Genomic DNA, 17,554 nt, shown 5'->3' with positions numbered 1-17,554 from the left:
GTACCCGCCCGCGCTGAAGTGACGTAGCCGATACGCCACTTGCGCACCACCAGGCCCGCCTCTCCCGGAGAGGCGGGCCTTAATCTGTTGTTAACTGTGCGTAGCTTGATCGTACTTGACCGTAGTCGCGCTACGGCGCTTGACTGCACACTCATGCCATCCCCCGCATCGTCCTCGACGCGAGAGCAGGCCGTTGAACCCGTTGACAGCGCGAACCCCTGAGTCCTCCGATCTGCTCGCACCTCTCGACCTCGCCTTCTGGAACATCGAGTCCGCCGAACACCCCATGCACCTGGGAGCGCTCGGCGTCTTCGAGGCCGACTCGCCGGCCGCCGCCGAGCGCGCCGCGCGCCTCCTCGCCGAGCGGGCGGCCGCCGTGCCCGGACTGCGGCTGCGGATCCGCCCGGTCTGGCTGCCGGTCGGCGGGGCCGCTCGCGCAGCCGACCCCGCCTTCGACGCGCTGGACCACGTCCGCCTCGCCGAACCCACGGCCGACTTCCACGCCGCGGCGGGCGCGCTCATGCAGCGCCCCCTGGACCGCGCGAGGCCGCCGTGGGAGGCGCATGTGCTGCCGGGCGGCGACGGAACCTCCTTCGCCGTGCTCTTCAAGTTCCACCACGCCCTCGCCGACGGGCTGCGCGCCCTGATGCTCGCCGCGGCCGTCATGGACCCCACCGAGCTGCCCGCCGCCCGTCCGGCGCCCGCCGGGCCCGAGACCTCCCGGTGGTCCTGGCTGCCCGACCCGCGCAAGCTGCCGGGTCTGGTCCGCGACACCGTCGGCGATGTGGGGCAGGCCCTGGACATCGGCTCGTCCGTCGCCCGTGCCACCTGGGGCGTACGGTCCTCGGCCGCCCTCACGTCGCAGGCCACCGGGACCAGGCGCACCGCGGGGGTACTGCTCGACCTGGACGACGTGCACCGCGTGCGCAAGACCGTGGGCGGCACGGTCAACGACGTACTGATCGCCGTGGTCGCGGGAGCGCTGCGCCGCTGGCTCGACGAGCGGGGCGACGGCAGCGAAGGCGTGGAGCCGCGCGCCCTGGTCCCCGTGTCCCGGCGCAGGCCGCGCTCCGCGCAGCCGCCGGGCAACCGGCTTTCCGGGTATCTGGTCCGCCTGCCGGTCGGCGATCCGGACCCGGTGGCGCGGCTGCGGGCGGTGCGGGCCGCCATGGACCGCAACAAGGAGGCGGGGCCCGGCCGGGGCGCCGGTGCCGTCGCCCTGCTCGCCGATCATCTGCCGCCGCTCGGCCACCGCATCGGCGGCCCCGTCGTCGCGCAGGCCGCCAGGCTGCTCTTCGACATCCTCGTGACCAGCGTCCCGTTGCCCAGCCTCGGCCTGCGGCTCGGCGGCTGCCCGCTCACCGCCGTCTACCCCTTCGCGCCGCTCGCCCAGGGGCAGGCGCTGGCCGTCGCGGTGTCGACGTACCGGGGCCGGGTGCACTTCGGGCTGGTCGCGGACGCGGCCGCCGTGCCCGATCTGGACGTGCTGGCGCGCAGCGTGCGGGAGGAACTCGCTGGGCTCGTCGAAGCGTGCGTAAACCGTCCGCGTTTGGTAGAGGGGCCCGTCGCTACGTAAAGTTCTCTTCTTTGGAGCTTCCGCGGTCACCCAGACGAGCCGCGGCATGAGTGACGCGAGGACAGCGGCGATGACGGTGACAGAGGACAGCCCGGGGGCCGGCGGTCCGGCCGAGGCCCAGGAGGCCGGGTCGGTCTCCTTCGGTCCCGGCATCGACCCCGACCGTCTCGCCGTGTGTCTCGGTGTGCTCGACGAGCTCGACAAGCTGGACGTCGACCACCCCGACGCGATCGCGGTGCGCCGGGCCACGGCCGGGATCTACCGCACCGTGAAGCAGCGCCGCCGTCAGGAGCGCAGGGCTGCCAAGACCGCGCACGACAAGGCCGTGACGGAGGCCACCGCCACCGGCTCCGCCGAGCGCATCGACGACGAGACCGAGGGTCTGCTGCCCTCCTCGCAGACCGAGGAGGGCCGGATCGCGGGGATACTCCAGCGCCCCCGCTCCTGCTACACCTGCAAGACCCGGTACGTGGAAGTCGACTACTTCTACCACCAGCTGTGCCAGGACTGCGCCGCCCTGAACCGCTCCAAGCGCGACGCCCGCACCGACCTCACCGGCAAGCGCGCACTGCTCACCGGCGGCCGCGCCAAGATCGGCATGTACATCGCGCTGCGTCTCCTGCGCGACGGCGCGCACACCACCATCACCACGCGCTTCCCCAAGGACGCCATCCGCCGCTTCAAGGCGATGGACGACTCGGCCGACTGGCTGCACCGCCTGGAGGTCGTCGGCATCGACCTGCGTGACCCGGCGCAGTCCGTCGCGCTCGCCGAGCGGCTCGCCGCGGCGGGACCCCTCGACATCCTGATCAACAACGCGACGCAGACCGTACGCCGCCTGCCCTCCGCGTACGCCGCCCTGGTCGACGGCGAAAGCGCGCCGCTGCCCGCCGGGGAGCTGCCCGCCCACTCCGTCATCGGCGCCTTCAACTCCGGCGCGGTGGACGGCCTGGCCGCACTGCCCGTCGGCACCAGCGGCCTGGACGCCCAGCAGGTCGCCGACCTCGCCCTCGTCGCGGGCAACGCCAGCGTCGCCCGGCACCTCGACGGCACCGCCATCGACGCGGGCGGCCTGGTCCCGGACGTCGTCGACAGCAACACCTGGGTGCAGACGATCGAGCAGATCTCCCCGGTGGAGCTCCTCGAGACCCAGCTGTGCAACTACACCTCGCCGTTCATCCTGATCAGCGCGCTGCGTTCGGCCATGGCCGACGCCGCGAAGAAGGCGTCGAGCGGCCGCTCCTACGTCGTCAACGTCTCGGCGATGGAGGGGGTCTTCGGCCGCGGTTACAAGGGCGCGGGTCACCCGAACACGAACGCGGCGAAGGCCGCGATGAACATGGTGACGCGGACCAGCGCCCAGGAGATGTTCCAGACCGACGGCATCCTGATGACGTCGATCGACACCGGCTGGATCACCGACGAGCGCCCGCACTACGACAAGCTGCGCCTGGCCGACGAGGGCTTCCACGCCCCGCTCGACCTGATCGACGGCGCCGCCCGGGTCTACGACCCGATCGTGCGGGGCGAGGCGGGCGAGGACCTGTACGGCATCTTCCTGAAGGACTACGCACCCGGTAAGTGGTAGCCCGCGGGCCGCGGGCGGCGTCCGGCCGGCCTCCTCAGGCCTCGCCCGTCGCCGCCGCCCGCAGCCGCTCGTGCACGGCGTACGGGGCCGTCGTACCGGCGGCGGCCCGCACCCGCGTACCGCCGTCGACCAGCACATCGGCGCCCGTCACCCATTCGGCTGCATCCGAGACCAGCCACGCCACGGCCCGCGCCACGTCCTCCGGTTCACCGATGCGACCGAGCGGCAGGCTCGCGGCGAGCTGCTCCTCGGCGCCGTCCCACACGAAGCGGGCCATCTCGGTGCGGATCAGGCCGGGGGAGACGGAATTGACCCGCACGTCGGGCGCCAGTTCGCCCGCGAGCTGGGCGGTCAGGTGCAGGAGCGCCGCCTTGCTGGTGCCGTACGCGCCCACGTTCGGGCCCACGTGGGAGGCGCCCTCGGTGCAGATGTTCACCACGGCGCCGCCGTGCCCGCCCATCCAGGCCCGCCAGGCGAGCTGCGTCAGGCGCAGCGCTGCCTCGACGTTCACCGTGAAGGCGGTGCGCCACCGGGTGAGGTCGACGTCCATCAGCGGGCCGTAGGGGGCGTTCGTCGCGGCGTTGTTCACCAGGACGTCGAGCCGCCCGAACTCCTGGACGGCGAGCGCCACGCAGGCCTGCGCCCGACCGGAATCAGCCACGCCGCCCACGCACCCCACGGCCTGGGCGCCGTCCGCGCGCAGCCCGGCCACCGCCGCCTCCAGGGCGTCCGGTTCGCGGGCGGTCAGGACGAGGCGGTGCCCTGACTCCGCCAGCGCCCGCGCGACGGCGAGCCCGATTCCTCGCGAGGCGCCGGTCACCAGGGCCACCGCGCCGTCCCTTGCCTGGGCGGAAATCATCTGCGTACGGTCCCATGGAGACCCGGAAAGGCCCATGGGCTCGACCCGTTGAGAATTCTTCGGCTCGCGGGCCACCCCCACACCGGGATCAACTGTCCGAAATACACTCCTTCGGCGGACCCCATAGAGCGCGGGCGCGCTCATTTGGTTAATGTGAGGCGAACGGACGGTCTCCAGGGGATCCACAAGCACCCCTCGGCCGCCCCGGGACAGGCTCGCCACCGTGGCCGCGATCCCGCCTTTACAACGGCGCCACCGCGACCGAACAGCTCTTGTCCTTCCGTTACGCGACACAAAGGAGTGCGCGGTGACACCAGATCTGACGAAGCAGGAAAAGCGACCGGCGGAACGCGGCAGTGAGCGGGCCGGCAGACCCCGCAAGCTGAGCAACCTGGACTCGTGGGCGAAAGCGGCCCCGATCCGCCTTGCCGGCTACGAGGACGACCTCGCCGAGCCGCACATCCTCCCCGGGATCGACTGATCCCTGCGCTTTCGCCGCGCGCCCCCTGCCCACCCGGCCGGGGGCGCGCGGCGTTGTCCCGGCGGTCTCGTCCACGCAGGTCGGCCCGCACGCGCATGCACCGGCGGTTGCGGGTTACTCCGGGAGTATGGACGGAACATCGGATGCAGAGCGCGACGTGGACAGCGCGCCGGAAGAACCCACGCAGTTGCCCAAGCGGTCCTGGAAGGCGGTGCTCACCGGCGTCGTCAAGGAGTTCCAGGACGACGAGCTGATGGACCGGGCCGCGGCACTGACCTACTACGGGGTGCTGTCGCTGTTTCCGACGCTCCTGGTGCTGGTCTCCCTGCTCGGCGTGGTCGGGAAGTCGGCGATCGACTGGCTCCTGGAGAACCTGGAGAAACTCGCGCCCGGTTCGGCCCGGGACATCATCGGCGACGCCGTGAAACAGCTGGCGGGCCAGGGCGGCGTCGGCTCGCTGATGGCGGTGGTCGGCATCGTGCTGGCCGTGTGGGCGTCCTCGGGGTACGTAGGGGCGTTCATCCGCACCGCCAACGCCGTCTACGACATGCCCGAGGGCCGGCCCGTGTGGAAGGTGCTCCCGGTCAGGGTGGGCGTGACGGTGGTGCTCCTCCTGCTGGCGGTCGTCAGCGCGGTCATCGTGGTGTTCACCGGCGGTCTCGCCAGCACCGTGGGCTCGGCCCTGGGGATCGGGGACGCGGCGCTCACGGTGTGGTCGATCGCGAAGTGGCCGGTGCTCGTCGTGCTGGTGACCTCCATGATCGCGCTGCTGTTCTGGGCGACGCCGAACGTGAAGGGCCGCGGTTTCAGGTGGATCACCCCCGGCAGTGTCATCGCCCTGGTGATCTGGCTGATGGCCTCGGCCGGATTCGCCTTCTACGTGGGGAACTTCAGCTCCTACAACAAGACCTACGGCGCACTGGCCGGAGTGATCATTTTTCTGGTGTGGCTGTGGATCAGCAACATCGCGATCCTGCTCGGCCTGGAGTTTGACGCGGAGCTGTCCCGGCAGCGTGCCATCGCCGGTGGGCTTCCCCCCGAGGAGGAGCCCTACGTGCCGCCACGCGACACCCGTGCGTGGGATGAACAGGACCGGCGCCGCGTGGCGGAGTGACGACGTGTGACGCCGTCCGCGACGACCGCGGCCCTCGACCATGTGCCGATGCCGAAGATCGGGGTACTCGGCAGCTGAACAGACAGGAGGTTGATGACGATGGCCCAGACAGGCCCGCACCCCACCGGCCGTGACGGCACCGGACAGACCGCCCCCCACAACGAGCCGGTGGGCGACCTGGTGCAGCGCGCCTCACAGCAGCTGACGGAGCTGGTGCGCGGCGAGATGCGGCTGGCACAGGCGGAGATGAAGGAGAAGACCAGGCGCTACGGCAAGGGCAGCGGGTTGTTCGGCGGAGCCGGTCTCGTCGGCTTCCTGACCCTGCAGGCGCTCGTCGCCACCGCGATCGCGGCGCTCGCCGTGCCGCTTCCGGTGTGGGCCGCGGGGCTGATCGTCACCGCCGTCCTCGGTCTGATCGCCGCGGTACTGGCACTGACCGGCAAGAAGGAGGTCGGCCGGGCCGCCCCGCCGATCCCCGAGCAGGCGATCGACGGCGTGAAGGCCGATGTCGCAGAGATCAAGGAGAGTGCACAGCGATGAACCAGCCCGACGACAAGCACACCGCGGACCCCGGGGAGCTGCGCGCCAAGGTCGAGAAGACCCGGCAGGACCTGGGGGAGACGGTCGAGGCACTTGCGGCCAAGACGGACGTCAAGGCCCGCGCGCAGGAGAAGGCGGTCGCCATCAAGGGGCAGACCGCCACCAAGGCCGCGGAGCTGGGTGAGCAGGCCAAGGCCAAGGCTTCCGAGGCCGCCCACGTGCTGCAGGACAAGGTGCCCGACCAGGTCAAGGACAAGGCCGTCGCCGCCACCGGGCAGGTGAAGGCCGTGGCCGGACAGGCCAATGAGGTGTGGCACGACAAGGCGCCCGAGCAGGTCCGCAACCGCCGTACCGCCTTCCTGGCGGGTGGCGCGTCGCTGGTGCTCGCGTACGTGCTGGTGCGGCGCAAGCGCAGGCACGGGAGCGCGCGGTGAAGGCCTCGAAGATCGCGTACAAGCCGGTCGGGATGGCGCTGGGCGCCCTCGCCGGTGTGGCCGCGGGCGGGCTCTTCAAACAGGCGTGGAAGATGGTCGCCCACGACGAGGACGCGCCCGACGCCACCGACGAGGACCGCGACTGGGGCGAGATCCTGCTGGCGGCCACGCTGCAGGGCGCGATCTTCGCCTTGGTCAAGGCGGCTGTCGACCGCGGTGGCGCCGTCGCGACGCGTCGGCTGACGGGTGCCTGGCCCGGCTGACGCGGGTCGGTAAATGAACGAAGGTCCATATTCATCCGATGGCTCAGCGCAGGGCAGCGTAAATGTCCAAGTCCCCGCCGTGGGCAATGCATTGACACCCTTCGGAGGCGCTTGAATCATCGGATGTCATGACTGACATGCGCATGATCTTCGCGCCGCCCCGCGCGCGGCTCCGCAGACTGCGAGGCGCCGCGGTGGCCCTGCTGCTGCTCGCGGCGCCGGTCCCGGCGGCCCAGGCCGCCGGGACCTCGCGGCCCGCCGCGGACCCGCCCCGCACCGTCCCCGCCCTGGCCGACTGGACGCCGGGGAAGGGGAGTTACGCCTACGGCCCTGAGACCCGGCTCGTCGCGCACGGGCAGGCGGCCCGCGACGTCGCCCGCACCCTCGCCGACGATCTGCGCGCCGCGGGCGAGGGCCAGGTGCCGGTCACCGGCGGCGCCCCGCGCGACGGCGACATCGTGATCGACGTCGCGCCCGCCCGCAAGGCGCTCGGCGCCGAAGGGTACGAACTGCGTGCGGGCAAACGCCTGGAGATCACCGGCGCGAGCGACGCCGGCGCCTTCTACGGCACCCGCACCCTCCTCCAACTCCTGGCCCAGAGCGACCGCGTACCGGCCGGACGCACCGTGGACGTGCCGCAGTACAAGGAACGCGGGGTGGGCGTCTGCGCCTGCTACATCCATGTCTCCACGCCCTGGCTGGAGAACCTCGTACGCGACATGGCGTACAACAAGCAGAACCAGCTGCTCCTCGAACTCAAGGTGAAGAGCGACAAGCACCCCGAGGCCAACAGCTGGGGCTACTACACCAAGAGCGAGATACGCCGCATCGTCGCCCTCGGCGAGAAGTACCACGTCACGATCATCCCGGAGATCAACTCGCCAGGCCACATGGACCCTTGGCTGGAGAAGCGCACCGATCTCCAGCTCACCGACTCCGACGGAAAACCGCAGCCCTCCCGCCTCGACATCACCAAGGACGAGGCCTTCGCGTACTACACGAGCCTCATCGACGAGTACGCCGAGGTGTTCCCCGCGAAGTCCTGGCACATGGGCGCCGACGAGTACATGCTCGGTTCCGACTTCGCCAAGTACCCCCACATCCTCGAATACGCGAAGAAGAAGTACGGCGAGAACGCGACCCCGCAGGACGCCTTCGTCGACTTCATCAACCGGGTGCACGCGTACGCCAAGAGCGAGGGCAAGCAGCTGCGCATCTGGAACGACGGCCTGACCGGCGCGAACACGGTGCCGGTCGCGGCGGGCACGAGCGTGGAGCACTGGCTCGACGTGAAGACCAAGCCGAGCCAACTCATCGCCCAGGGACACCCGTTGCAGAACGCCGCCTACGCGCTCTACCTCGTCCGCGGCGGCTTCCACACCGACACCAAGGCGCTGTACGACCAGGCATGGGACCCGCGCAGCTTCGAGGGCGAGAAGCTCGCTTCGCGCGACGGCATCACCGGGGCGAAGATCAGCCTGTGGCCCGACAACGGCCGGGGCGAGACCGAGAACGAGGTCGCGGCCTCCATGGCGCTGCCGCTCAGCCACGTCGCCCAGGTCACCTGGGGATCCGCGCACCCGGACCCGACGTACGCCGACTTCACCTCACGCGCCAGGTCCGTCGGGCACGCCCCCGGCTGGCGTGACCTGACCAAGCCGCCGGTAACGGACGGGACGTACACCCTGCGCGACACCAAGGGACACTCCGCGCCCGCCGCGTACGAGATCAAGCGCACCGCCGACGGCTACGTCACGCTGAAGGCCACCGCGGACGGCACCTGCCTGGAGACCCGCAGCGGGAAACTCACGCTCAACGTCCCCCTTGAGCCGGGCAGTTCGGTCACGCGCGAGTCCTGCGACACGGCGAACACCTTGCAGCGATGGCAGCTGACGAGGGCGGCGGACGGCTACCGGCTGACGAACGCGATCACCCGGATGTCCGTGCACGTGGCCGAGGACGGGCGGCTCCAGCAGTACCCCACGGATCAACGGGCCCCGGCCACCTGGTCCTTGACCGCCCGCTGACCGAGCACCTCGACATCCGACAGAAGGACCGCGCCCCCATGACTGTCAGCAGACGTCTCTTCGTGACCGCCGCCGTCAGTACGGCGGTCGCCGCGTCGAGCGCATCCCTCGCTCTCGCGGCACCCGGCCCCACCGGCGCCCCCGCCGCTCCACAGCCGCCCCACCGCATTCCGATCAGCCCCAAGGACTCCCCGGAAGGAGTCGTCGCCAAGGCATCCCAAGTGCGGCCGACGGAGCGGCAGATCGCCTGGCAGCGCCTTGAACAGACCGCGTTCCTGCACTTCGGGGTCAACACCTTCACCGGACTCGAATGGGGCACGGGCGACGAGGACCCCGACGTGTTCCAGCCGTCCGGACTCGACACCGACCAGTGGGCGCGGGCCCTGCGCGACGGCGGATTCAAGCTCGCCATCCTCACCGTCAAGCACCACGACGGCTTCGTGCTCTACCCCTCGCGCTACACCAAGCACAGTGTGGTGAGCAGCAGTTGGCGGAACGGCAAGGGTGATGTGCTGCGTTCGTTCGCCGACTCGCTGCGACGGCACGGGATCAAGGTGGGCGTCTACATCTCGCCCGCCGACGAGAACCAGTACCTGCACGGCGTCTACGCCAACGGCAGCGCCCGCTCACGGCGCACCATCCCCACGCCGGTACCGGGCGACGACCGGGCGGACGCCGCCGCCGTACGGTCGTTCACGCTCGACGCGACCGACTACGGCGCACACATGCTGAACCAGCTGTACGAGGTCCTCACCGAGTACGGGCCCATCGACGAGGTGTGGTTCGACGGCGCCCAGGGGCGCATCCCGCCGGAGAAGGTCGAGACGTACGACTGGGACAGCTGGTACACGGTCATCCGCGCCCTGGCCCCGGACGCGACAGTCGCTGTACGCGGGCCCGATGTGCGCTGGGTCGGCAACGAGGGCGGCCTGGCGCGCGAGAACGAGTGGAGCGTCGTCCCCGTCAAGGATTCGGGGAACGGCAGCATCGACTACGCCCTGCAGTACGACGCCCCCGACCAGGGAAGCCGCCAGGCGCTCGCCGAGGCGAGGGAGGTCGCCCAGTACGTGCAGTGGTGGCCGGCGGAGTGCGACGTCTCGATCAGGCCGGGCTGGTTCTACCACGAGGACGAACAGCCCAAGTCGGTCGAGCAGTTGACGGACATCTGGTTCCGCTCGGTGGGCCGGAACTCCGTGCTGCTCCTCAACATCCCACCGGACAAGCGGGGCCTGCTCCCCGAGGCGGACGTGGCGCGGCTGCGCGAGTTCCGCGAGCGGATCGGACGCGAACTGCCCGAGGACTTCGCGCGGGGCGCGCGGGCCCGCGGTGACGGCCGCCGCCCGTCGAACGCGGTCGACGGCGACCCGGACACGGCATGGGCGTGCCCGGCACCCTCCCGGGGGACGCTCACCGTCGACCTGGGTGAGGCGCGCGAGGTCGACCGGATCCGGCTGGGGGAGGAGATCGGGCAGGGGCAGCGGCTGGAGCACGCGGTGATCGAGACCCGGGTCCCCGGCGGCTCCGGATGGACCCTCGTGACCGAGGTGGAGACGGTGGGGGCGAGCCGGGTCCTGACCCTTGCCGCGCCGGTACGGGGGCGGGAGTGGCGGCTCCGGGTGACGGGGTCGCGCGGCGCGGTGCGCCTCGCGGAGTTCGGCCTGTACCGGTCGCGGGTGTAGCGGACCTCTCCGAGGCGCCAAGTGGGCCGGGCCGCGCCGGTGTTACCGTCGCGGCCATGTCCAAGAACGAGATCGACGCCGTGACCGCCGAGTTCTTCGGCGCCTTCGACAACCGGGGCGGCCGGGCCGCCGACGTGGCCCGGATCCGCCGCCTGGTCCTCCCCGGGGGCGTGATCGTCTCGACCGGACCGAAGCTCACGGTCTACACGGTGGAGGAGTTCATCGAGCCGCGCGAACGGCTCCTGTCGGAAGGCCGGCTGACCGACTTCTGCGAGTGGGAGACATCCGAACGGACCGACATCGAGGGCGACATCGCCTCGCGGTTCGGCACGTACCGCAAGTCCGGGACGCTGGACGGCGAGCCCTTCGAGGGGAGCGGGACCAAGGCCATCCAGTTCGTCCGCACCCCTGAGGGCTGGCGGATCGCGGCCTTCTCCTGGTACGACAAGGTTTAGGGCCATACGACGACGCCCCGCACCGTCAGAGGGGCCGGCCCGTCCTCCTCGTGGAACCTGATCCAGCCGACATCGACCGAGCCGTCGGGCCGCTCGTGGCGGTCGACAGCTCTGCCCGCCAGCCAGACGAGCAGCTCGCCGACACGATCGAAGTCGTCCGGGTGTATCTCCTGGCGTGCGCTCAACGACCAGCCTTCCTCGCGCGACAGCAACGCGGAGGTGAGGACCCCGCCCACCTTCGAGGCCGCGTCGTGACACCCCAGGAGCGGCACAGGGTCGTCCTCGATCACCGGGTCGCCCTTGTCGTCCTCCACCACGACCGGGAACGCGCGCACGATCGTCAGGGTGCCCGGCCGGGGGCCCAGGCCGAGATGCCACCGGAGTTCGGCGATCTCCTCGTCGGAGACGTCCGCGCACAGGTCCAGCGCCACCGAGAGCTCGTAGATGTCCGCCATGCCGGCACCGTACTCGCGGGGTACGACAGTCCTGCGGGCACAGGGGCAGCGGGCGGCTCAGGCCCCGGCCACCCGCCCCGTGCTCTCCCGCTCGATGAGCGTGGGCAGCGGCACCTGGACCGTGGCCGCGGGGCCGTCGTCCAGGAGGGAGAGGAGTTCGCGCGCTGCCGTACGCCCGAAGGAGACCGTGTCGCGTGACAGGGCCGTGAGCCACGGGTGCACCATCCGGCACAGTGCCGAGTCCTCCCACGCGATCACCGACACGTCCCCCGGCACGGAGAAGCCCAGCGAGGCCGCCGCGGCGACCCCCGCGACGGCCATCACGTCGTTGTCGTACACCAGGGCCGTCGGCGGTGACGCGGCGGACAGCACCCGCCGGGTCACGGCGGCACCCTCGGCGTCCGAGTAGTCCGTGGTCACCGAGCGGACCTCCGACAGGTCGCGCCGCTCGGCCTCGGCCCGCAGCGTGCGGATCCGCCGCTCGGTGTGGGCGAGGCCGGGCAGTCCCGCGATGTGCACGATGCGGCGGTGGCCGAGGGCGTGCAGATGGTCCACGACCGAGGCCATCGCGCCCGCGTCGTCGGCCCAGACGGTGGAGAGGCCCGGGTGCTGTGCCTCCGGGTCCGGCACGCCGCCCGTCACCACCGCGGGCAGCCCGAGGCCGTCGAGGAGCGCCGGGCGCGGGTCCCGCGTGCGCGGGTCCACGACGAGGACGCCGTCCACCCGGTGCTCGGCCCACCAGCGCTGGTAGACCGCGCACTCGGCGGCCACGTCCTCCACCACCTGGAAGAGCAGCCCCAGTTGACGCTCCGCCAGGACCTCCTGGATGCCCGAGATCAGCTGCAGGAAGAACGAGTCGACGCCCAGTGTCCCGGCGGGCCTGGCCACCACGAGCCCCACCGTCGCCGACCCCTCGCCGGACAGCGCACGCGCCGCCGTGCTCGGGTGCCAGCCCAACTGCTCGGCGACCCTGCGGACCCGGTCGCGGGTGACCTCGGAGACTCCGGGCCGGTCGTTGAGCGCGAAGGACACGGCGCTCTCGGAGACGCCGGCGCGGCGCGCGATGTCCTTCATGGTCGGCCGGCGTGCCGGGGACCGCTTGCCTTGCACCGGTGTTGCCCCTTTCCTGTGGCGCGCATACTAATGCGCTTGAGCCAGCACACTCTAAAGCGCTTTAGTCGACGCTCGCAAGAAGTTCAACGCACCGCTCTGACCTGCCTTGTTGAAGTGGTTGGCGGGCTTTCTCAACGAATCCATTGACTTTTTGCCGGAGTTCCATGCAAGGTCTGCCTCACGCTGGGCCGAGCAAAGGAGCCGTTTCACCGTGCGCATCTCCCACCACCCCCGCAGCATCCCCGGAAGGGCAGCCGCCGCTGCCGCCGTCCTCGCCGTGCTCCTGCCGTTGAGCGCCTGTGGCGACGGCGACGGCGGCGACGGCGGCGGTTCGACCGACGCGTCCGGCAAGATCGAGGGCGAGATCACCTTCCAGACCTGGAACCTGAAGGCGAACTTCAAGTCGTACTTCGAGGGCGTCGTCGACGGCTTCGAGAAGAAGTACCCCGGCACGAAGGTGAACTGGGTCGACCAGCCCGGCGAGGGCTACGCCGACAAGATCAGCGCCGACGCCGCGGCCGGCACCCTGCCCGACGTCGTCAACGTCTCGCCCGACCTGGTGGCCCCGCTCGCCAAGGCCGGTCTCGCGCTCGACCTCGACAAGGCCGCGGGCAAGTACGAGAAGGAGTACCTGCCGGGTGCGTGGAAGAGCCACCAGATACCGGGCACGCAAGGGACGTACGCCTTCCCGTGGTACCTGAACACCGGGCCGCTCTTCTACAACAAGCGCATCTTCAAGGAGGCGGGGCTCGACGCCGACAAGCCCCCGAAGACCTACGACGAGCTCTTCGCCGACGCGCTGAAGCTGTCGAAGGAGACCAAGGGCAAGACCGCCACGCTCGCCAACGTCCCCACCATCGAGGACTTCGGACGCTACGGCGTACCGCTGATGGACAAGGAAGGGACCAGGTTCACCTTCAACGGCCCCAAGGGCGTGGAACTCCTCAGCAAGTACAAGGAGTTGTACGACGCGAAGGCCCTGGACGGCCAGGCGCTCACCGCGACACCCGAGTCGACGGGCAAGAAGTTCCTCACCGAGGCCGTCGCCATGAACCCCGGAAGCGCCCTGGACCTCGGCAAGTTCAAGAAGGACGCGCCCGGCCTCTACAAGAACATCGGGATCACGCCGCAGATCACCGACACCGGCAAGGACAACATGTACGTGATGGGTGTCATGGTGAACACCCGCACCAAGCAGACGCCCGCCGCCGTGGCCTTCGCGCACTACGTGACGGACGCACAGCGCCAGATGTCCTTCGCCAAGAAGGTGGCGATCTTCCCCAGCACGAAGGGTTCGCTCGACGACCCGTACTTCACCAAGCAGGACGGCACCGACGACACGCGTGTGCGGGTCGCCGCGGCCAAGTCCATCAAGACCGCGGTGAATTACACGCCCGTGCTGTTCAGCGAGCAGATGAAGATCGAGCTGCGCAACGGTGTCGCCCGGGCGCTGCAGGGGAAGCAGAGCCCCAAGGAAGCGCTTGACAACGCTGTCAAGAACTGTGACCGGCTGCTGAAGCAGAGCTGAGAAGACGACACGGACCACCACCATGAAAAGCTCCAGCACCGCGACCGTTCCCCGTGCCGCCGACACCGCCCCCCGTGCCGCGGCCGACCAGGCCCCGCGTCGCCGCATCAGGCGTCAACTGCCGTCCAGCCCCTGGCTGTTCGCTGCCCCGGGCCTGCTGATCGTCGGCATCTTCATCCTCTATCCGTTCGTCAGCACGCTCATCAACTCCTTCACCGACAAACGCACCCTGATCCCGGGGGAGTACGTCGGCCTGGACAACTTCCGCGAGCTGCTGCACGACGACATGTTCTGGATCGGGCTCCGCAACTCGACGCTCTACATCGTGGGGGTCGTCCCCGCGCTCGTCCTGCTGCCGCTGCTGCTCGCGATGCTCGTCCAGAAACACATCCCCGGCATCACCTTCTTCCGGTCCGCCTTCTACACGCCGGTGGTCGCCTCCATCGTCGTGGTGGGCCTGATCTGGGTGTGGATGCTGGATGAACGGGGCCTGGTCAACGCGGTGCTGGAGGCCATCGGCGTCGGCTCGGTCGGCTTCCTCAGCGACCAGTGGCTGCTCCTGCTGAGCGCCATGGCCGTCACGGTCTGGAAGGGCCTCGGCTACTACATGATCATTTACCTGGCGGCGCTCGCCAACGTGCCACGTGAACTCCACGAGGCCGCCTCGGTGGACGGCGCGGGCTCCGTCCGCCGCTTCTTCACCGTCACCGTGCCCGCCGTGCGCTCCACCATGGTGCTGGTGGCCGCGCTGTCCTCGGTCGCCGCCTTCAAGGTGTTCTCCGAGGTCTATCTGATGGCCGGGCCCAACGGCGGCCCGGCGGGCGAGGACACCACGCTGGTCATGCTGGTGCAGCGCGTCGGCACCGGCCTCACCGGCCGTGTCGGGTACGCGTCGGCCATCTCGGTCGTCGTCTTCGTCGTCACCGTCGCGCTGATGCTGCTCGTGCTGCGCGCCGACCGGAAGGAGGACGCGTGAGCATCGCGACGGACACGCGCAAGACCGAGCAGGCGGCGCGCAGGACGCAGGGCAGGGCCGGGAAGGGCGGGGCCCGCAGGCGCGGGCGGATCACCGACGAGAACGGCCGCCGGATGCCCGTGTGGGAGCTCATCCTGCGCTACGGCCTGCTGCTCGCCGTACTGGCCCTGATGATCGGCCCCTTCCTCTGGCAGCTGTCCACCTCCCTGAAGGGCCCGCACGAGAACATCTTCAGCTCCCCGCCCAAGTTCCTGCCGAGCAGCCCGACCTTCCACAACTACGAACGCGTCGCCGACACCATCCCCGTCTGGGACTACGCGCTCAACTCCCTGAAGGTGGCCGCCGCCAACGTGGTGACCAACTGCGTGGGTGCCACACTCGCCGGCTACGCGCTCGCCCGCCTGCGCTACCGGGGCCGCCGCGCGGCCACGGTCGTGTTCGTCCTGGCCATGCTGGTGCCCGTGGAAGGCATCATCATCGCCCAGTTCACGACCATGCGGGAGCTCGGCCTGAACAACACCCTCATCGGTGTGCTGCTGCCCGGCTGCGTCTCCGCGCTCAACGTCCTGCTGATGCGCAACGCCTTTTTGAACCTGCCGTACGAGATCGAGGAAGCCGCGTTCGTCGACGGCGCCAACGTCTGGCAGCGGTTCCTGCGGATCGCCCTGCCCGCGGTCAAGGGCACGCTCGCCGTGGTGGCGATCTTCGCCTTCATGGGCGCCTGGGACGACTTCCTCTGGCCGCTGATCGTGCTGAGCGACCCGGACCGGTTCACGCTCACCATCGGCCTGAACTACTTGCACGGCACCTTCGCCAACGACGAACGGCTCGTCGCCGCGGGCACGGTCATCGCCGTCCTTCCGCTGATCGTGCTCTTCGCCTGCCTCCAGCGGTACTTCTTCCGCGGGGTGGGCGAGGGGGCGGTCAAGGGCTGAGCCGCCCGCATCTCCCCCCGCACCCCCGAGAACCAGGACTCGCATGCCTAGTACGACCCGTGAGCCTTCCGCCGCGCCACCTGCCCGTCGGACACCGCGCTTCGGCGCGAACTACACCCCCAGTCAGGGGTGGTTCCACCACTGGCTCGACTTCGACATCGACGCCGTGCGCGCCGACCTCGACGCGATAGCGGCGCTCGGCCTCGACCACATCCGGGTCTTCCCGATCTGGCCGTACTTCCAGCCCAACCGCACCCTGATCCGGCCGCGTGCCGTGGAACAGCTCGTCGCCCTCGCGGACGCCGCGGCCGAGCGCGGGCTCGACGTCAACGTCGACGGCCTGCAGGGGCACCTGTCCAGCTTCGACTTCCTGCCCGCGTGGACGCAGACGTGGCACCGGCGGAACATCTTCACCGACCCCGATGTGGTGGAGGGTGAGGCCGTCTACCTGCGTACGCTCGCCTCCGCGCTCGCCGACCGTCCGAACTTCATCGGCATGACCATCGGCAACGAGGTCAACCAGTTCTCGGCGGGCCCGCACCCCGACCCGGACCGCATCACGCAGGACCAGGCGGGGGAGTGGCTGCGGCGGGTCCTCGCCGCGTGCGAGGAGGGTGCGCCCGGCAAGCTGCATCTGCACGCCGAGTACGACGCCGCCTGGTACCAGGACGACCAGCCCTTCACCCCGGCCCAGGCCGCGCGCCTCGGTGGCGCGACCGCCGTGCACTCCTGGGTGTTCAACGGCACGGCCCAACGGCACGGACGCGAGGGCGTCGCCACCGGGCAGCACGCCGCGTACATGATCGAACTGTCCAAGGCATGGGCGGACGATCCGCACCGTCCGGTCTGGCTCCAGGAGGTGGGCGCGCCTGCTCCCCTCATCCCCGCGGAGCACGCGGCCGCCTTCACCGAGGTGACGGTGGAGGCGGCGCTCGACTGTGCTGACGTGTGGGGGGTGACGTGGTGGTGCTCGCACGATGTGTCGCGCGGGCTCGCCGATTTCCCCGAACTCGAGTACAGCCTCGGTCTGCTGACCAACGACGGCCAGGTCAAGCCAGGGGGCGAGGTACTGGCTCGGCTGGCGAAGGAGTGGCGGGGGCGGGAGTACGCGCCTGCGGTCCGCTCGACCGCGGTCGTCGTCGACGACTCCACCTCGCGGCGGTCCGCGTGTGCTCCTGGGGGAGCGGTGTTCGAGACGTTCGCCCGTCTCGTCGCGGACGGGGTCCGGCCCACCACCGTTCTGGCCGGCAGGGCCGGTGACCCTGCGCACTTGGCTGCGCGGGGCATCACGGAGGTGGTGCGGCCGGAGGAGGTCGGCTAGCCCCAAGACCTGTCCCCAACCCCGCCCCTTCCCGAAACCCGCTCCGGCGCGGGGGCCTTGGTTGCCGTCATCACCGGCTTCGCCGAGCTCGTCCTCAAACGCCGGACGGGCTGAACCGTCAGGCCCATCTGGTACGGGGTCTGGGGCAGAGCCCCAGGTAGGCCCCCGCGCCGAGCGGGTTTTCGGGAAGGGGCGGGGTCGGGGAGAGAG

General features: G+C 70.4%; 17 protein-coding genes. 14 read left to right on the top strand and 3 right to left on the bottom strand.

The genetic code is table 11. The annotated features are described in order from the left end of the window. Positions 1-202 precede the first annotated feature (202 nt). The gene (locus ACWD02_RS14105; RefSeq protein ID WP_451209017.1) at positions 203-1,576 is read left to right on the top strand and encodes a wax ester/triacylglycerol synthase family O-acyltransferase; all 1,374 of its coding nucleotides are present in this window, start codon (positions 203-205) and stop codon (positions 1,574-1,576) included. 70 nt (positions 1,577-1,646) lie between these two features. Beyond that, positions 1,647-3,164, top strand: a complete 1,518-nt coding sequence (locus ACWD02_RS14100; protein ID WP_451209014.1) for an SDR family NAD(P)-dependent oxidoreductase — start codon at positions 1,647-1,649, stop codon at positions 3,162-3,164. A gap of 34 nt (positions 3,165-3,198) precedes the next feature. On the opposite strand, the gene ACWD02_RS14095 is transcribed toward ACWD02_RS14100, so the two are convergent. Continuing rightward, complete coding sequence (locus tag ACWD02_RS14095; RefSeq protein ID WP_451209011.1) at positions 3,199-4,023, bottom strand: SDR family oxidoreductase; 825 nt, start codon at positions 4,021-4,023, stop codon at positions 3,199-3,201. A gap of 307 nt (positions 4,024-4,330) precedes the next feature. Between ACWD02_RS14095 and ACWD02_RS14090 the strand changes: the two genes are divergently transcribed. The 8 genes from ACWD02_RS14090 (at position 4,331) to ACWD02_RS14055 (ending at position 11,016) form a co-directional block, all read left to right on the top strand. Further along, positions 4,331-4,504 (top strand): hypothetical protein, encoded by a 174-nt coding sequence (locus ACWD02_RS14090; RefSeq protein ID WP_361831645.1) that lies wholly within the window; start codon positions 4,331-4,333, stop codon positions 4,502-4,504. Between the two features lie 127 nt (positions 4,505-4,631). After that, positions 4,632-5,618 (top strand): YihY/virulence factor BrkB family protein, encoded by a 987-nt coding sequence (locus ACWD02_RS14085; protein WP_451209008.1) that lies wholly within the window; start codon positions 4,632-4,634, stop codon positions 5,616-5,618. A 99-nt stretch (positions 5,619-5,717) separates the two neighbouring features. Then, complete coding sequence (locus tag ACWD02_RS14080; protein ID WP_451209005.1) at positions 5,718-6,158, top strand: phage holin family protein; 441 nt, start codon at positions 5,718-5,720, stop codon at positions 6,156-6,158. Next, entirely contained in the window at positions 6,155-6,592 is a 438-nt protein-coding gene (locus ACWD02_RS14075; RefSeq protein WP_451209002.1) for a DUF3618 domain-containing protein, read from the top strand. Before ACWD02_RS14080 ends, ACWD02_RS14075 begins: the two co-directional genes overlap by 4 nt. Next, positions 6,589-6,855: a DUF4235 domain-containing protein gene (locus ACWD02_RS14070; RefSeq protein ID WP_451209000.1), complete on the top strand. Its 267-nt coding sequence runs from the start codon at positions 6,589-6,591 to the stop codon at positions 6,853-6,855. The genes ACWD02_RS14075 and ACWD02_RS14070 overlap by 4 nt, the downstream gene beginning before the upstream one ends. Positions 6,856-6,992: 137 nt before the next feature. Next, positions 6,993-8,882, top strand: a complete 1,890-nt coding sequence (locus tag ACWD02_RS14065; RefSeq protein WP_451209243.1) for a family 20 glycosylhydrolase — start codon at positions 6,993-6,995, stop codon at positions 8,880-8,882. Between the two features lie 38 nt (positions 8,883-8,920). Further along, the gene (locus ACWD02_RS14060; RefSeq protein WP_451208997.1) at positions 8,921-10,561 is read left to right on the top strand and encodes an alpha-L-fucosidase; all 1,641 of its coding nucleotides are present in this window, start codon (positions 8,921-8,923) and stop codon (positions 10,559-10,561) included. 56 nt (positions 10,562-10,617) lie between these two features. Continuing rightward, the gene (locus ACWD02_RS14055) at positions 10,618-11,016 is read left to right on the top strand and encodes a nuclear transport factor 2 family protein (protein WP_451208994.1); all 399 of its coding nucleotides are present in this window, start codon (positions 10,618-10,620) and stop codon (positions 11,014-11,016) included. On the opposite strand, the gene ACWD02_RS14050 is transcribed toward ACWD02_RS14055, so the two are convergent. Both ACWD02_RS14050 and ACWD02_RS14045 read right to left on the bottom strand, forming a co-directional pair. Then, positions 11,013-11,471 carry a hypothetical protein gene (locus ACWD02_RS14050; protein ID WP_451208991.1) on the bottom strand — a complete coding sequence of 153 codons (459 nt, stop codon included), beginning with the start codon at positions 11,469-11,471 and terminating at the stop codon, positions 11,013-11,015. The genes ACWD02_RS14055 and ACWD02_RS14050 overlap by 4 nt on opposite strands. A 57-nt stretch (positions 11,472-11,528) precedes the next feature. Next, positions 11,529-12,545 carry a LacI family DNA-binding transcriptional regulator gene (locus ACWD02_RS14045; protein ID WP_451208988.1) on the bottom strand — a complete coding sequence of 339 codons (1,017 nt, stop codon included), beginning with the start codon at positions 12,543-12,545 and terminating at the stop codon, positions 11,529-11,531. 250 nt (positions 12,546-12,795) lie between these two features. On the opposite strand from ACWD02_RS14045, the gene ACWD02_RS14040 reads away from it, so the two are divergent. The 4 genes from ACWD02_RS14040 to ACWD02_RS14025 all read left to right on the top strand — a co-directional run bounded on the left by ACWD02_RS14040 (position 12,796) and on the right by ACWD02_RS14025 (position 17,344). Further along, positions 12,796-14,112: an extracellular solute-binding protein gene (locus ACWD02_RS14040; RefSeq protein ID WP_451208985.1), complete on the top strand. Its 1,317-nt coding sequence runs from the start codon at positions 12,796-12,798 to the stop codon at positions 14,110-14,112. A gap of 22 nt (positions 14,113-14,134) precedes the next feature. Then, positions 14,135-15,088: a carbohydrate ABC transporter permease gene (locus tag ACWD02_RS14035; protein WP_451208982.1), complete on the top strand. Its 954-nt coding sequence runs from the start codon at positions 14,135-14,137 to the stop codon at positions 15,086-15,088. 113 nt (positions 15,089-15,201) lie between these two features. Next, positions 15,202-16,023, top strand: a complete 822-nt coding sequence (locus ACWD02_RS14030) for a carbohydrate ABC transporter permease (protein ID WP_451209240.1) — start codon at positions 15,202-15,204, stop codon at positions 16,021-16,023. A gap of 43 nt (positions 16,024-16,066) precedes the next feature. Continuing rightward, a complete protein-coding gene (locus tag ACWD02_RS14025; protein WP_451208979.1) occupies positions 16,067-17,344 on the top strand; it encodes a glycoside hydrolase 5 family protein in 1,278 nt (425 codons plus the stop codon). Positions 17,345-17,554 lie beyond the last annotated feature (210 nt).

It is taken from the genome of Streptomyces sp. NPDC002853 (assembly GCF_053591915.1).
Note: the sequence above shows the minus strand (reverse complement) of the source record. Positions and strands in the feature narration are given on the sequence as shown.

Coding starts and splice junctions, on each gene's coding strand:
- ACWD02_RS14100 (WP_451209014.1), top strand. CDS start 1,647: ATGACGGTGACAGAGGACAGCCCGGGGGCCGGCGGTCCGGCCGAGGCC.
- ACWD02_RS14095 (WP_451209011.1), bottom strand. CDS start 4,023: ATGATTTCCGCCCAGGCAAGGGACGGCGCGGTGGCCCTGGTGACCGGC.
- ACWD02_RS14085 (WP_451209008.1), top strand. CDS start 4,632: ATGGACGGAACATCGGATGCAGAGCGCGACGTGGACAGCGCGCCGGAA.
- ACWD02_RS14080 (WP_451209005.1), top strand. CDS start 5,718: ATGGCCCAGACAGGCCCGCACCCCACCGGCCGTGACGGCACCGGACAG.
- ACWD02_RS14075 (WP_451209002.1), top strand. CDS start 6,155: ATGAACCAGCCCGACGACAAGCACACCGCGGACCCCGGGGAGCTGCGC.
- ACWD02_RS14065 (WP_451209243.1), top strand. CDS start 6,993: ATGCGCATGATCTTCGCGCCGCCCCGCGCGCGGCTCCGCAGACTGCGA.
- ACWD02_RS14060 (WP_451208997.1), top strand. CDS start 8,921: ATGACTGTCAGCAGACGTCTCTTCGTGACCGCCGCCGTCAGTACGGCG.
- ACWD02_RS14055 (WP_451208994.1), top strand. CDS start 10,618: ATGTCCAAGAACGAGATCGACGCCGTGACCGCCGAGTTCTTCGGCGCC.
- ACWD02_RS14050 (WP_451208991.1), bottom strand. CDS start 11,471: ATGGCGGACATCTACGAGCTCTCGGTGGCGCTGGACCTGTGCGCGGAC.
- ACWD02_RS14045 (WP_451208988.1), bottom strand. CDS start 12,545: ATGAAGGACATCGCGCGCCGCGCCGGCGTCTCCGAGAGCGCCGTGTCC.
- ACWD02_RS14035 (WP_451208982.1), top strand. CDS start 14,135: ATGAAAAGCTCCAGCACCGCGACCGTTCCCCGTGCCGCCGACACCGCC.
- ACWD02_RS14030 (WP_451209240.1), top strand. CDS start 15,202: ATGCCCGTGTGGGAGCTCATCCTGCGCTACGGCCTGCTGCTCGCCGTA.
- ACWD02_RS14025 (WP_451208979.1), top strand. CDS start 16,067: ATGCCTAGTACGACCCGTGAGCCTTCCGCCGCGCCACCTGCCCGTCGG.